The sequence below is a fragment of the Bailinhaonella thermotolerans genome, from assembly GCF_003594875.1.
Lineage (GTDB): Bacteria > Actinomycetota > Actinomycetes > Streptosporangiales > Streptosporangiaceae > Bailinhaonella > Bailinhaonella thermotolerans.
In genome coordinates this window covers 39,064-52,553 of sequence record NZ_QZEY01000012.1, presented here as the reverse complement: position 1 = coordinate 52,553, position 13,490 = coordinate 39,064, and the positions used below count along the sequence as shown (strand labels likewise).

The 13,490-nt window shown below is 75.1% G+C and carries 9 protein-coding genes; 3 read left to right on the top strand and 6 right to left on the bottom strand.

Translation table 11 applies throughout. From position 1 onward, the window contains the following. Positions 1 to 68: 68 nt before the first annotated feature. Both D5H75_RS26265 and holA read left to right on the top strand, forming a co-directional pair. Positions 69 to 2,483, top strand: coding sequence for an MMPL family transporter (locus D5H75_RS26265; protein WP_242454524.1), 2,415 nt, complete (start codon positions 69 to 71; stop codon positions 2,481 to 2,483). A 157-nt stretch (positions 2,484 to 2,640) separates the two neighbouring features. Next, on the top strand, positions 2,641 to 3,612 hold the full coding sequence (holA, locus tag D5H75_RS26260; RefSeq protein WP_242454523.1) for a DNA polymerase III subunit delta: 972 nt from the start codon (positions 2,641 to 2,643) through the stop codon (positions 3,610 to 3,612). Positions 3,613 to 3,701: 89 nt separating this feature from the next. Here the strand turns inward: holA and D5H75_RS26255 are convergent, their stop codons facing one another. Then, on the bottom strand, positions 3,702 to 4,511 hold the full coding sequence (locus D5H75_RS26255) for an SDR family NAD(P)-dependent oxidoreductase (RefSeq protein ID WP_119929218.1): 810 nt from the start codon (positions 4,509 to 4,511) through the stop codon (positions 3,702 to 3,704). A gap of 97 nt (positions 4,512 to 4,608) precedes the next feature. On the opposite strand from D5H75_RS26255, the gene D5H75_RS26250 reads away from it, so the two are divergent. Next, positions 4,609 to 5,223 carry a TetR/AcrR family transcriptional regulator gene (locus D5H75_RS26250; protein ID WP_119929217.1) on the top strand — a complete coding sequence of 205 codons (615 nt, stop codon included), beginning with the start codon at positions 4,609 to 4,611 and terminating at the stop codon, positions 5,221 to 5,223. Positions 5,224 to 5,364: 141 nt separating this feature from the next. On the opposite strand, the gene D5H75_RS26245 is transcribed toward D5H75_RS26250, so the two are convergent. The 5 genes from D5H75_RS26245 to rpsT form a co-directional block, all read right to left on the bottom strand. Continuing rightward, a complete protein-coding gene (locus tag D5H75_RS26245) occupies positions 5,365 to 6,057 on the bottom strand; it encodes an ABC transporter ATP-binding protein (protein ID WP_119929216.1) in 693 nt (230 codons plus the stop codon). Beyond that, on the bottom strand, positions 6,054 to 6,986 hold the full coding sequence (locus D5H75_RS26240) for an ABC transporter ATP-binding protein (RefSeq protein ID WP_119929215.1): 933 nt from the start codon (positions 6,984 to 6,986) through the stop codon (positions 6,054 to 6,056). Before D5H75_RS26240 ends, D5H75_RS26245 begins: the two co-directional genes overlap by 4 nt. After that, complete coding sequence (locus tag D5H75_RS26235; protein ID WP_119929214.1) at positions 6,983 to 9,661, bottom strand: FtsX-like permease family protein; 2,679 nt, start codon at positions 9,659 to 9,661, stop codon at positions 6,983 to 6,985. The genes D5H75_RS26240 and D5H75_RS26235 overlap by 4 nt, the downstream gene beginning before the upstream one ends. Beyond that, entirely contained in the window at positions 9,658 to 12,879 is a 3,222-nt protein-coding gene (locus tag D5H75_RS26230) for an FtsX-like permease family protein (RefSeq protein WP_119929213.1), read from the bottom strand. Before D5H75_RS26230 ends, D5H75_RS26235 begins: the two co-directional genes overlap by 4 nt. Before the next feature lie 199 nt (positions 12,880 to 13,078). After that, positions 13,079 to 13,348, bottom strand: coding sequence for a 30S ribosomal protein S20 (rpsT, locus tag D5H75_RS26225; protein ID WP_119929212.1), 270 nt, complete (start codon positions 13,346 to 13,348; stop codon positions 13,079 to 13,081). Positions 13,349 to 13,490 lie beyond the last annotated feature (142 nt).

Below are 13,490 nucleotides of genomic sequence, written 5' to 3'. Positions count from 1 at the left end.
TGCGTCCTGTACGGGCGTACAGTACGCCCGGTAAATCCCATGTTACGCCGGTTGGATGGGGTCTGACGATGAATACGTGGCTCGCGCGTTGGGGAGGCTGGTGCGCCCGACGGGGTCGCCTCGTCATCGCGTTCTGGCTGGTCTCGGCGCTGGGACTCACCGCGCTCTCGTTCATCGTAGGCAAGCCCACCACGAGCGAGGTGGAACTCCCGGGCAGCGACGCGCAGGTCGCGCACGAGCTCATGGAGAAGGGATACGGCGAGGGCCTGGCGATGGGTGGAACGATCCAGATCGTCGTCCACTCGCCGAACGGCTCGCTGCTGCTGCCGAGGCGCAAGCGGGCGGTGGACCGCGCGATCGCCGCGCTGGAGCGCCAGCCGTACGTCCACAAGGTGCACACCCTCTACAACCGGACGGGCGGGCTGGCGCCCAACCTGCGCATCGGCGTGATCCGCGTCGAGCTGTCCGGGCACTCGTTCGACCAGGTCCCCGAGATCACCAAGCGGCTCAGCGCGGCGGCGCAGCCGGCCCGGGAGCTGGGCCTGGAGGTCGTCGCCGCCGACGCCTCGAACCCGGCGGACAAGGAGGTCAAGACCGGGGCGAGCGAGGTCATGGGCGTGCTCGTGGCCCTGGTCGTGCTCATGCTGGCGTTCGGGACCGTGATCGCGGCGGGCGTGCCGATCTTCGCGGCGCTGCTGAGCCTCGCGACCGCGCTGGCGGTGATCGGCATGCTCGGCCACGTGGCCGACATCCCCAAGAACGCCCCGATCCTGGCGTCCATGATCGGCCTCGGCGTCGGAATCGACTACGCGCTGTTCCTGCTCGCGCGGCATCGGGCGCTGCTGGCCAGGGGCGTGCCCGTGGTCGAGTCGGTCGCGCGCACCGTGGCCACGTCCGGCGGCGCGGTGATCTTCGCGGGCGGGACCGTGGTGATCGCGCTGAGCGGCCTGATGCTGGCCGGCCTGCCCATGCTGCAGACCCTCGCGTGGACCACCGGGATCGCGGTCGTCGGCGCGGTGCTCGCGTCGGTCTCGCTGGTCCCGGCGATCCTCGGCCTGCTCGGCCACCGCGTGAACGCCTGGCGCGTCCCGTCCCCGCGCCCGCGCCGCCGTACGGCGGCACGCAAGAGCCGCGACGCGGCGACCACGGCGAGCGCCGCCGGCCAGGCGAGCGTGGCGAGCACGGCCGGCCAGGCGAGCGCGGCCAATCCGGCAAGCGCGGCGAACGCGAAGAACGCCGGGAACGCCCCGGCCGGGCGGACGCCGTCCGGCGACATGGGGAACGCCGAGGGCTGGGCGCGGCTGGGCCGGTGGGTCGCGCGGCGGCCGTGGCGCGCGCTGATCGGGGCCCTCGTCGTGCTCGGCGTGCTCACCGCGCCCGCGCTCTCGCTGCGGCTCGGCGTGATCGACGAGGGCTACCAGGCGTCCGACAGCCCCGCCCGGCGCGCGTACGAGCTGATCTCCGTCGGGTTCGGCCCCGGCGCGACCGGTCCCGTGCTCGCCGTCGCCACCCTCGACCGGCCGCTGCCCGCCGGCGACGAGGCCGCCAGGGAACGCCTGAAGCGGATCACCGACCGCTTCGCCGACGTCGAGGGCGTCGCGCACGCCCAGGTCATGCGGGTGCGCGACGACCAGCGCGGCGTCATCGTCCAGATCGTCCCCACCACCCAGCCCGGCCACCCGGACACCGCCGACCTCGTACGGCGGCTGCGCGGGGTCGAGGTCCCGGGCGCGGAGGTGCACCTCGGCCACAAGGTCGCGGCGATGACCGAGGTGGGCGAACGCCTGACCGAGCGGATGCCGCTGGTCGTCGGCGTGGTCGTCCTGCTCAGCGCGCTGCTGCTCCTGCTGGCGTTCCGCGCGCCGGTGGTCGCGATCAAGGCCGCGCTGATGAACCTCGTCTCCCTGGGAGCCTCGTTCGGGGCGCTGGCCGTGGTGTTCTCGTGGGGGCTGGGCACCCGCCTGGTCGGCATCGAGCCGTCCATGTGGGACAAGGAGTCGATGCTGCAGACCATCTTCTTCTCGGTCCCGGTCGAGAACTACGTCCCGCTGATGATGCTGGCCGTGCTGTTCGGCCTGTCCATGGACTACGAGGTCTTCCTGCTCACGGCGGTGCGGCAGGCGTACCTCCGCACGCGAGACAACCGGCTGGCCGTCGCCGAGGGCCTGGGCACCACGGGCCGGGTGATCACCTCGGCCGCCCTCATCATGGTCGCCGTCTTCACCGCGTTCATCGCGTACCCCGACCCGGTGATCAAGATGTTCGGCGTGGGCCTGTCGGTCGCCATCGTCGTGGACGCCACCATCATCCGCGGCCTCCTGGTCCCCGCGACCATGGTCCTGCTCGGCCGCGCCAACTGGTGGTGCCCGCGCTGGCTCGACCGCGTCCTGCCGCCCCTGTCCATCGCCGACCACGCCGACGAGGACGACACCCCGCCCCCCGCGCCCGCCCGCCAGGAGCCCCGCGTCCCCGTCCACGTCTGACCGGCGCCGCCGTACGGCACGCCGCGCCCGCCCGGCCACCGGCCGGGGCCGCGGGAAGGGCTCGCGGACCCCGGGCCGCCCGTCCGCGCGAGCCGTACGGCCCGGCGGGGCGGGCGGGGAGGCCGGAGGAGGGGCCCGGGCGTGGCATCCTGCTTGGGTGGGTGCGACGAGTGCGGCCGTGACGCTGGTGGTGGGCGAGGAGGAGTTCCTCGCCGACCGGGTGGTGGGGGAGATCCGGGCCGAGGCCCGGGCGACCGATCCCGAGGTCGAGGTGCATGATCTGGTGGGGTCGCGGCTGGAGAAGGGGGAGCTGGCCGCGCTGACCTCGCCCTCGCTGTTCGGGGACCGGAACCTCGTGGTGATCCGGGGGGCGCAGGACCTCGGGAAGGACGTGATCGCCGAGATCGTGGCGTACGCGGCGCACCCCTCGGAGGACGTGACGCTGGTCGCGGTGCACCCGGGCGGGGTGAAGGGGAAGGCGCTCGTCGACGGCCTGACCAAGGCCGGGGCGCGGGTCGTGCGGATCCCCAAGATCACCAAGGCGGGGGAGCGGGTCGAGTTCGTCCGGGCCGAGGCGCAGCGGGCGGGCCGGACCATCGGGCGCGACGCGGCGACGGCCCTGATCGACGCGGTGGGCTCCGACCTGCGTGAACTCGCGGCGGCGGTGAGCCAGCTCGCGCTCGACACCTCCGGCCAGGGCAAGGGGATCAGCGAGGAGGCGGTCGCGCGGTACCACCGGGGCCGCGCCGCCGTCAGCGGGTTCACCGTGGCCGACGGCGCGGTGGAGGGCCGCCTGGCCGACGCGCTGGAGCAGCTCCGCTGGGCCCTGGCCACCGGCGTCGCCCCCGTGCTGATCGTGAGCGCCCTGGCCCAGGGCCTCCGCGGTCTGGCCAAGGTCAGCGGCGCCCGCAACATGCGCGGCCCCGACATGGCCAAGAACCTCGGCATGCCCCCCTGGAAGATCGACCGGGTGCGCCGCCAGCTCTCCGGCTGGGGCCCCGAGGGCCTGTCCCACGCCCTGCGGGCGGTGGCGGAGGCCGACGCCCAGGTGAAGGGCGCCGGCACCGACCCGGCGTACGCCCTGGAGCGGGCGGTCCAGCGCATAGTCGCCAGCCGGACCGGCCGCTGAGCGGGCACCGCCTGATCCCGGCCGCCGATCCCGACCGCTGATCCCGGCCACCCGACCCCGGCCGCTGACCCCGCCACCCCCGCGCCCTGTCAGGACAGGCTGAGGCCCCCGTCCACCGTCAGGACCGTGCCGGTGACGTAGGTGTTGGACATCGCGAACACCGCCGCGGACGCCGCCTCCTCCGCGGTGCCCATGCGGCCCAGCAGGAACGCCTCCCCGGCCGCCGCCACCGCCGCGTCGCCCTCGGGTCCGGCGGGGATGCCGAACACGCCCCGCGCGAGCGGCGTGTCGAAGACGCCGAACCGGATGGTGTTCGCCCGGATCCGCCGGGGCGCGAGCTCGACCGCGAGGGCGCGGGTGAACGCCTCGACCGCGGCGACCGACGCCGCGCCCACCGCGACACCGGGGACGGGCCGCGTGGCGTACACCCCGGAGGTCAGGGTGATCGAGCCGCCCGCGGGGAGGTGGGCCGCCGCGACGCGCGCCGCCGCGTAGGCGCCCCAGATCCGGCCCGCGACCAGGTCCTCCACGGCGGAGCGCGGGGTCTCGGAGAGCGGGCCGCCGCCCATGGACCCCGCGGTGACCAGCACGTGGTCCACCCGGCCCGCGGTCTCGAAGACCTTCTCGATCGCCCCTTCGTCCGTCATGTCGGCCGGCACGCCCAGGACGTCGCCGTCCTCGCCGCCCTTCACCCGCGCCACGGCGGCGGCCAGGCGCGTCTCGTCGCGTCCGGCGAGGACGACGCGGGCGCCCACGGAGCGCAGCAGTGACCCGGCGGCGAGCCCGATCCCGGAACTGCCGCCGACGATGACCACGGTGGAGCCCGCGAGCGACTGCGGCAGGGGCGACCGGACCGGGGCGGGGCCGGCGGCGGTGGTGGGCGCGGAGGTGCTGGTCATGATGTTCCCCTCAAATAAACCATCTGGTTGTTTTAGTGCCGGGCCAGACTCTCCCGCAGTTCGGCGGATAAGTCAACCGGATGGTTTAATTGCTTCCATGACGTACGACGCGGAGGCCACCCGGCAGCGGATCTTCGCCGCGGCCACCGCCGAGTTCGCCCGGCACGGCCTGGCGGGCGCGCGCGTGGACCGGATCGCCACCGCCGCCCGCGCCAACAAGCAGGCCATCTACCTGTACTTCGGGGGCAAGGAGAAGCTCTTCGGCGCCGTGGTCCGCGCCAAGCTCGACGAGATCTGCCACGCCGTCGCGCTGGACCCGCAGACCCTGCCGGAGAGCGTCGGCGTGCTCTTCGACTGGTACCACGAGCACCCCGAACTGATCCGCCTGCTGCTCTGGGAGGCCCTGGAGGTCGGCGACGCCCCCGTCGAGGGCGAGGAGGGCCGCCGCCAGGCGTACGACGGCCACGTGAGCCACCTGCTCGGCGCCGGCCTCGGCGAGGACCTGCCCGAGGAGGCGCGCGCCCCGGCCGCCCGCGACTGGCTGTTCACCGTCCTCGGGCTCGTGGCCTGGAACTTCGCCGTCCCCCAGATGCGCCGCCTCATCCTGGACGAGCCGGACCCGCGGGCCGCGCTCGCCCGCCGCCGCGCCGCCGTCGTGGACCTGGCCCGCCTCATCGCCGAGCGCGCCGCCGCCGCTCCCCGTACGGCCTGAGCCCGCCCGCCCGCCGTACGCCCAAGCCCGCCGTACGCCCAAGCCCGCCGCACCCCGATGCCCCGCCGTACGGCGATGCCCGGACCGGACACCGGAAGCCCCGGCCGTACACCGGAAGCCCCTGGGCGAGCCGGGGCCGGGTCAGACCGGGATCGCCGGGTCGACGACCCTGCCGTCGTGGAGTTCGACCACCCGGTCCGCCAGGCCGACCAGGGCGGCGTCGTGGGTGGCCACCAGCGCCGTCACGCGCTCGCCGTCCACCAGGGCCCGGAGCAGCGTCATGATCTGGCGCCCGGTCTGGGAGTCGAGCTGCCCCGTCGGCTCGTCCGCGATGAGCAGCCGGGGCCGGTTCGCCAGCGACCGCGCCAGGGCGACGCGCTGCTGCTGCCCGCCGGACATCTCGTACGGCCGCTGGGCGGCGTGGTCCGCGAGCCCCACGAGCGAGAGCAGCGTCGCGACCCGCTCGTCGCGCTCGGCGGCCGTGGCGCGGGTGAGCCGCAGCGGCACGCCCACGTTCTCGGCCGCCGACAGCACGGGGATGAGCCCGAAGGACTGGAACACGAAGCCCATGAGGTCGCGCCGCAGGACGAGCAGTTCCTCCTCGGGCAGCGTGCTGACCTCGTGCCCGGCGACCACGACGCGCCCCGCGTCGGGCCGGTCGAGGCCGCCGACCATGTTGAGCAGCGTGGTCTTGCCCGACCCGGACGGCCCGCGCAGCACGATGAGCTCGCCGGGGGCGGCGCGCAGCGACACCCCGTCGAGCGCGGTGACCGCCGCCTCCCCCTGCCCGTAGACCTTGCGGACGCCCTCGACGACGACCAGGTCCTCGCTCATTCCCGTTCCTCCCGCTGGTCGGGCCAGACGCCGATGTGGTCGCGTTCCAGCTCCAGCCGTACCCGTCGTTCCATGTTCAGCGCGGTCATGAAGTCGCGCGGGAGCTGGAGCCGGCCGGCCCGGTCGAGCACGGCGTACTCCTCGGCGACGACCTCCTCGCGCCCGTGCTCGTCGGTGGCCACGCGCCGCAGCACCTCGCTGCTGGTGCGGCCGTCGCGGATGCCGACGGTGCGGTCCACGCTCCCGGCCACCATGTCGTCGTGCGTGACGACGACCACCGTGGTGCCGAACTCGGTGCTGGCCGTGCGCAGCGCCTTGAACACCTCGGCGGAGTTCTCGCTGTCCAGCTCGCCGGTGGGCTCGTCGGCGAGCAGCACCTCCGGCCGGTTGGCCAGCGCCACGGCGATCGCGACGCGCTGCTGCTGCCCGCCGGACATCTGGCCGGGCCTGCGGTCGCCGCAGTGGGCCACGCCCAGCGCCTCCAGCAGTTCCTCCGCGCGCCGCCTGGACCGCTTGCCCGCGAACCGCATGGGCAGCAGCACGTTCTCGATCCCGCTCAGGTAGGGCAGCAGGTTGCGCGCCGTCTGCTGCCAGATGAACCCGACGGTCGATCGGCGGTAGCGCAGCCGGTCCCGCGACGACATCGACAGCAGGTCCACCCCGGCCACCCGCGCCACCCCGGCCGTGGGCACGTCGAGCCCGGACAGGATGTTGAGCAGCGTGGACTTGCCGGAGCCGGAGGCCCCGACGATGGCGATGAGCTCCCCGCGGTCCACGAGCAGGTCGAGGCCCTGAAGGGCGACGACCTCGACGCCCTCCGTCTTGAAGATCCGGACGAGGTTGTCGCAGAGGATGTGCGCGTTCTCCCCGAAGGCCGGCTTGTGCCGTACGGCCTCGGCCTCCAGGTCGGCGATGGTCGGACTGTTCACTGTTCACCTACTCGAAGGACGTTGCCCAGGGTCCTGCGGCCGCTGGCGGCGGCGTGGAGGAACGCGCCGAGCACGGCGAACGCGGCGAGTCCCGCCGCGAGCGCCACGGGGGTGACCGGGTCGATCCGGAACGCGCCGAGGGTGAGCCCCCCGGTGTACGGACGCATGTCGAGGGCGGGCCCGAGGAGGTACGGCAGGGCCAGCCCGAGGCCGAGCCCGACCGCGGCGGCGACCGTCACCATCGGCGCGATCTCCAGCACGGTGATCACCCGGGCCTGCCGCCCGGAGAGCCCGAGCGTGCGCAGGTAGGAGATGGTACGGCTGCGCTCGGCCGCGCCGGTGACGAGGGCGAGCACGATCACCAGCAGCGCGTACGCCGCGAGCGCGATCGACACCGCGGTGAACGTGCCCTGGACCAGCCCGGCGAGGGGCGCCGAGCTCACCTCGTCCAGCGCCGCCTCCCGCGTCTTCACGGCGTGGCCGGGCAAGCCCGCGGCCTTCGCGAGCGCCGCCGGGTCCGCCGATCCGGCCACGAAGGCCACGTTGGCGGCCGGGAGGCGGGGGGCGCGGCCGGGGGAGTCGTAGGGGATCACGACGAGGCCGGCGCTCCCGGCGTGAACGCTCGCGAACCCGTCGATCACGCCCGCCGGCCGGATGGTCAGCAACCCCGGCCAGTGCAGGTTCAGCTCCTTGGCGCCGCGCAGGTCCGGCGTGACCAGCCCGGGCACCGTGCCCCCGCTCTTGAGCACGGGGGTCCCCGGCGACGCGGAGGGGGCGGGCGTGGGGGCGGGGGCGGCCCCGGCGGCGGGGGCCGGGGGGACGGAGAGGGGGCCGCCCGCGGTGAGGCGGCGGTACGCGTCCAGGTCGATCGCCAGGACCGACCGCGCGGTGCCCCAGGCGTAGGCGTCCCGCGCCTCCCGCTGGTACATCGCGGGGACGACGCCGGTCACGCCCGGCACCCGCCGTACACGCTCCAGGGCCTCGGGCGTGAGACCGGCGTCGCTCATGATCCGCGCGTCGGCGCCGGTGTTCCGCCAGGCCGCCGACTCCTGCGCGGTCCGAAGGCTCGTGCTGAACACCGAGCCGAACACCGCGACGGCCACGGCCGGCAGCAGGATCACGATCGGCAGGGCCGCGCCCGTGCCCGCGCGGGACGCCAGGGTGAGCCCGAGGAACGGCACCGCGCCGGGGCGGCGCCGGGCGAACGCCCCGGCCAGCCGCAGCGGCAGCGGGTAGGCCCGCAGGGTGATGAGCCCGGCGGCGAGCGCCAGGGCGGCGGGGACGGCCAGCAGGAACGGGTCGGGCCCGGTCTGGGGGTCGGCGGCGAGCCCGCGCGAGCGCAGCGTGTACGCCCCGGCCAGCGCGAGCACCACGATCAGCCCCTCGAACACGGCGCGCCGGGCCGAGGGCCGCGCCGCCACGAGGTCGCGCCGCCGTACGGCCCCGGCCTGCCGGTGCTCGCGTACGACCTGGAGGGTCGCGGTGAGCACGGCGGCGAGCGCGAGCAGCGCGGGGGCCAGGTGCGAGAACGGCGTGGGCCGGCCGGGCACGAGCCACGACGCCGCCTGGCCCAGCGCGGCGGCGGGCACGGCCGCCACGGCGAGCAGCCCGGCGGTGAGCCCCGCGACCTGCCCGAGCGAGGCGCCGCGGGCCCGGCTGAGCGCCAGCCCCGGGCTCAGCCGCGCGGTCACGAGCCCGACCGCCACCACGATCACCCCGGCCGCGACCAGGATCAGCCCGCCGAGCGCGAGCAGCAGGACGAGCCGCGCCGAGGCCAGCCGGGCCTGGAACGCGCCCAGCGCGTCCCGCAGCCCCTCCCGGATCTGCAGGCTCCCCGGGGGGACCTCGCCGATGTTCCGCTCGAACGCGCCCAGCCGGTAGACGAGCTCCCCGGCCTGGTCGGAGGTGAGCCGCCCGATGTCGGTGCGGAAGGTCCACGCCGTCGTGACGTCGCCCATCAGGGCCTCGGTGCTCTCCCTGGCGATGAGGGCGTCGCCGACGGTGATGTAGGCGTCCGCGCCGTGCCGCAGGAACGGCTTGGCCAGGGTGGACTGGTGGACCCACCACCAGGAGCCGGGGTCCGCGACCTCGAAGATCCCGTCGATCCGCACGATCTGGTCGCCGACGACCAGCGACTCGCCCACCTTGAGCTTCATGGCCGAGGCCGTGGCCGTGGACACCGCCGCCGGGATGAGGTGGGACTTGGGGATGTCGTGGTCGACGCCGGAGAGCGGGCCTATCGTGCCGTTCCCGGCCGGCGGGCCGCCGCTCACGTACCGGATGTGGCGCTCGGCGCCGGAGACCCAGTTCAGGCCGAGCATGTAGTCGGTCTGGGCGCGTGAGCCCAGCCGCCGCTTGATCGTCACCTCGGTCTGCTCGACGGCGGTCTGGTCCGGGGAGGTGACCCGCGCGACGAGCGACGGGCGGGCGGCGGCGATCCGCCGGCCCAGGTCCTCCGCGCGGTCCGCGGGGTGGGCCTCGGTGACGTCGAAGACCTGCAGGTCCGCCCGGCCGGGGGCCAGCGACTCGGTGACCTGCCGCAGCGCGGCGTCGAAGGCGGACTCGAACGCGCGCGGCAGCCCGGCGGCCAGCGCGGACACGCTGAACACCAGCACCGTCACCAGCGCCACCGGACCGCGGAGGGTCCGCAGCAGCGGGACCAGCAGGCTTCTCACCGGTCATCCCCCATCCTGAGCGCGTCGCCGAGCCCCCGGCGGCGCAGCGACCTGGCCAGCCCCGCGACGATCAGCGTGAGCAGCGCGAGCACGCCGAGCAGCAGCGCGGCGGCGGCCAGCGGTGGCAGCTCCGTCAGCACGGGCGGGCTGACCACCGTCGCCTGCCCGGTCAGCACGATGTACGGCACGACGACCAGCGTGATCACGATGGCGAGCGCGACGCCGCCGAAGATCGACAGGCCCGCCACGAACGCCTGCTCGACCGCGAGCAGCCCGAACACCTGCCGGAAGCTGACGCCCATGGCCCGCAGGACCGCGAACTCGCCGGCGCGTTCCCGGGCGGAGACGGCCGCGTTCACCAGGAACCCGAGCGCCGCGAACGCCAGGGCCGCCGCGAAGCCGAGCGCCAGCGCCCCCTTCAGACCGCCCGTGAGCGGGTCGTCCCGCAGGTGCGCGCGTACGGCGTCCCGCGTGGTGACCGACTCGGCCCACTCGGGGTGCCCGGCGAGGGCGGCGGCCGCGGCCGTCCCGCCGTCGCGGGCGGCGGCGAGCCACTCGCCCGGGTCGTGCGGGGCGTCTCCGGCGCGCAGGTCCAGGAGCTGGAGGGTGGGCAGGTCGATGAGGACCGCCCCGCGCCCGGCGGGCACGGCCGGCATCGACTCGACGATCCCGGCGATCCGGACCCTCAACTCGATCCCCGGGGCGTCCAGCGGCAGCACGCCGCCCACACCGAGCCGCTGGCCGGCCGCGAGTTCGGCGGTGACGACGCCGGGGACCGTCGGGGCCTGCGCGTCCGACGCCGGGAAGACGTCCGTGTCCCTGGTGTCCCGGCCGGCCAGCAGGACGGTCGCGCCCCGGTACGCCCTGCCCTCGGCGGCGGGCAGGTCCAGCGTGATCAGGCCCCCGTCTGACACGGTCCCGCCGCCCATGCCCAGCCGGCCGAACGTCCAGCGGGAACCGTCAGGAAGCCGGAGCGTCCCGCCGTCGGCGCCGGGGAGCCCGATCGAGAGCCGCGTGCGCCGCTCGGGGGCCGCGTCGACCACGAACCCGCGGAGCGCGAGCGGATAGGCGACCCGCCCGGCGGGCCCGGCCAGCCGGGCCAGGTCCACCGAGACGCGGTGGACGCGGTCGTCGGGCTCGGGGACGGGGAGGGGGACGCGGTGGTTCACGCCCTGCCCGTCCATGACCAGGGCGCTGACGGTGGCGTCCGCGGGGGCGGACAGGCGCAGGTCGGCCTCAAGGCGTTCGGGCCGCCCGGGGAGCGGGACGACGGGGAACCTCGGCCGCTCCGCCGCCAGGGGCCGGACCAGCTCCCGCAGCGGCCGGTCGGACAGGTCAGGGCGCAGCCGGAGCACCTGGTCCAGGACCGCGGCGTCGGCGGCGAGCAGCGTGGTCCTGTCCCCGTCTCCCTCGGGCGGGAGGTCGCCGCGGTGGAGGGGGCTGACCGCCGTCACGCCGGGCAGCGAGGCGTAGAGCGAGCTGCGGCCCAGGATGCCGACCCGGTCGGTGCCGGGCGGGACGGTGACGCGGAGGTCGGCCCCGGCCTGGTGGTCGGCCTGGTCGGCCTGGGAGCGGTGCCAGGTGGCCGTGGTCGCGACCGAGACCAGCCCGATCGCGATGGCCATGACCAGCAGCAGCACCGGCCCGGAGTACCGCAGCGGGCGGCGGCTCACCTGCCAGGCACCCAGCACGGCCGGCAGGCCCGGGCGGCGCGAGGTCATCCGCTCGGCCGCGCGCCCCACCCATGGGACCAGCCGCAGCGCGAGCAGGCCGCCGCAGAGCAGCGCCAGCGCGGGGCCGGTCACGATCAGCGGGTCGACGCCGAGGCCGCCCGCGGTCTCGGTCACGGGCCCGCCGTACGTCCGCAGTTGCCACAGCGCGATCCCCGCGATCACCAGGAGCGCCAGGTCGGCCCCCGCGCGCTGGACCAGGCCGCGGCGTTCCCCGCGCCCCCGCGCCGCCTGCTCCTCGGAGTAGGTACGGCGTGAGCCCGCGAGCGCGGGCAGCGCCAGCAGGGTCCCGCAGATCAGCGCGGCCCCCGCGGCCAGGGCGAACGAGACCCCGTCCACCCGGTTCTCCACGCGCACGCCGCCGGAGACGGCGCTGACGGCGTCGAGCAGCGGGGGCGCGAGCAGCGGGGCGAGGACCACGCTGGGCGCGGCCAGCAGCAGCGACTCGGCGAACGCCCACCGCACGATGTGCGAGGTCCCGGCCCCGCGCGACCGCATCAGGGCGACCTCCATGCGGCGGTGGTCGGTGAGCAGGCGGGCCGTGAGCAGCAGCGCGTACCCGGCCAGCAGGAGGAGCTGGAGCACCGGCACGAGCATCGTGGAGCGCGAGACGAGCGTGGCGCGTTCGAGCTGGGCCAGCATCTCCGGCAGCTCGGACTCGAACCCGCAGGAGGAGCAGTCCGGCATCCGCCGGATGCTCCCCTCCAGCCCGCTCGCCGCGTCGCTGAGGGAGCGCAGCCGGTCGAGGCCGATCGAGGAGAGGTCGGGGGTGATGGTCCAGCTCGCCGGGGTCTTCTCCGCGAACTGGGCCTGGAACGTCTCCCGGGGCACCATCAGCGGCCCGAACGTGGTGAAGTCGCCGCGCTCCTCGCCGGTGCGCATCAGCGCGTCGTCCGCCCAGCGGGGGTCGCCAGGCCGGGTGAGCGTGTAGACGCCGACGACCGTGGCGGCGGTGGTCACCTCGCCCGTGCGCCGCTCCATGGTCAGCTCGCTGCCGGGCCGTACGCCCAGGGCGCGCGCCGCCCCCTCGGAGACGGTCACCTCAAGCCGGTCGCCCCGCGAGGTGACCGGGGCGGCCCAGCGGCCGGAGACCAGCCGGGCGTGTCGCTGGAGGTCGTCCCGGAAGCCGAACCTGACCAGCTCGGGCCGTTCCAGCCGCTGCTGGCCGGGCGCCGCGTACGACTCGGACCGCGCGGTGAGGGAGATCTCCAGCCGCGCGCCGGGGTGGGCGGCGGTGGCGGCCCGCCGTACCTCCGCGTCCACGGACGGCAGGGACGGACCCTCGACCGAGGCCGTGACCTGGGAGGACACCCTGGATGGAGGGGCCTCGGCGAGCGCGCGCCGGACGCCGGCGTCGACGACCGAGGTCGCGTACGTCGTGAGCGCGACGAGCACCGTCGTCGCGAGCAGCACTGAGACCGCGGCGGCCAGAACGAGCAGGGGCTCGCTCAGGGCACGCCGGAGCACCAGCATCGAGCGCCCCCGCATCGAGCCCTCCCGTGGATCCTCCCGTTGCACGCACCCTTTCCGGACGGTTCAGAAACCGGCAAGGGGAGGTGCCCAACGGTGACCATACGGTGACCCTTCCGAAATTCGGCTCGATTACCGGCCAGACATGACAGAAGAGTCAGGGCGCACCAAAACGCCGTGCCTCCGGAGAGGCACGGCGTCGCGGTGAGTCAGGAACTCAGGCGGCCTGCAGGGCGGCGACGCGCTTGGCGATCGCGGACTTGCGGTTGGCGGCCTGGTTCTTGTGGATGACGCCCTTGCTGGCGGCCTTGTCGAGCTCGCGGCAGGCGGCGCGCATGAGGTTGGTGGCCTCGTCGACCTGACCAGCGTCGGCCGCCTCGCGGAACTTGCGGACCGACGTCTTCAGCGACGACTTGACGGCCTTGTTGCGAAGCCGGCGCTTCTCGTTCTGCCGGTTGCGCTTGATCTGGGACTTGATGTTCGCCACGAAGAAGCCTCGGTTGGATGTCGGTGGAAAATCGGGGACGCGCGGACAGCTCGCGCGTCACACGCAGTGGAACAGCCTACCAACACGGCGGGCAGAGTCCCAAATGGACCACTCACTCTGCCTCAGGACCGCGGATCCGAGC

Coding starts and splice junctions, on each gene's coding strand:
- D5H75_RS26265 (WP_242454524.1), top strand. CDS start 69: ATGAATACGTGGCTCGCGCGTTGGGGAGGCTGGTGCGCCCGACGGGGT.
- D5H75_RS26230 (WP_119929213.1), bottom strand. CDS start 12,879: ATGCGGGGGCGCTCGATGCTGGTGCTCCGGCGTGCCCTGAGCGAGCCC.
- D5H75_RS26250 (WP_119929217.1), top strand. CDS start 4,609: ATGACGTACGACGCGGAGGCCACCCGGCAGCGGATCTTCGCCGCGGCC.
- D5H75_RS26245 (WP_119929216.1), bottom strand. CDS start 6,057: ATGAGCGAGGACCTGGTCGTCGTCGAGGGCGTCCGCAAGGTCTACGGG.
- D5H75_RS26255 (WP_119929218.1), bottom strand. CDS start 4,511: ATGACCAGCACCTCCGCGCCCACCACCGCCGCCGGCCCCGCCCCGGTC.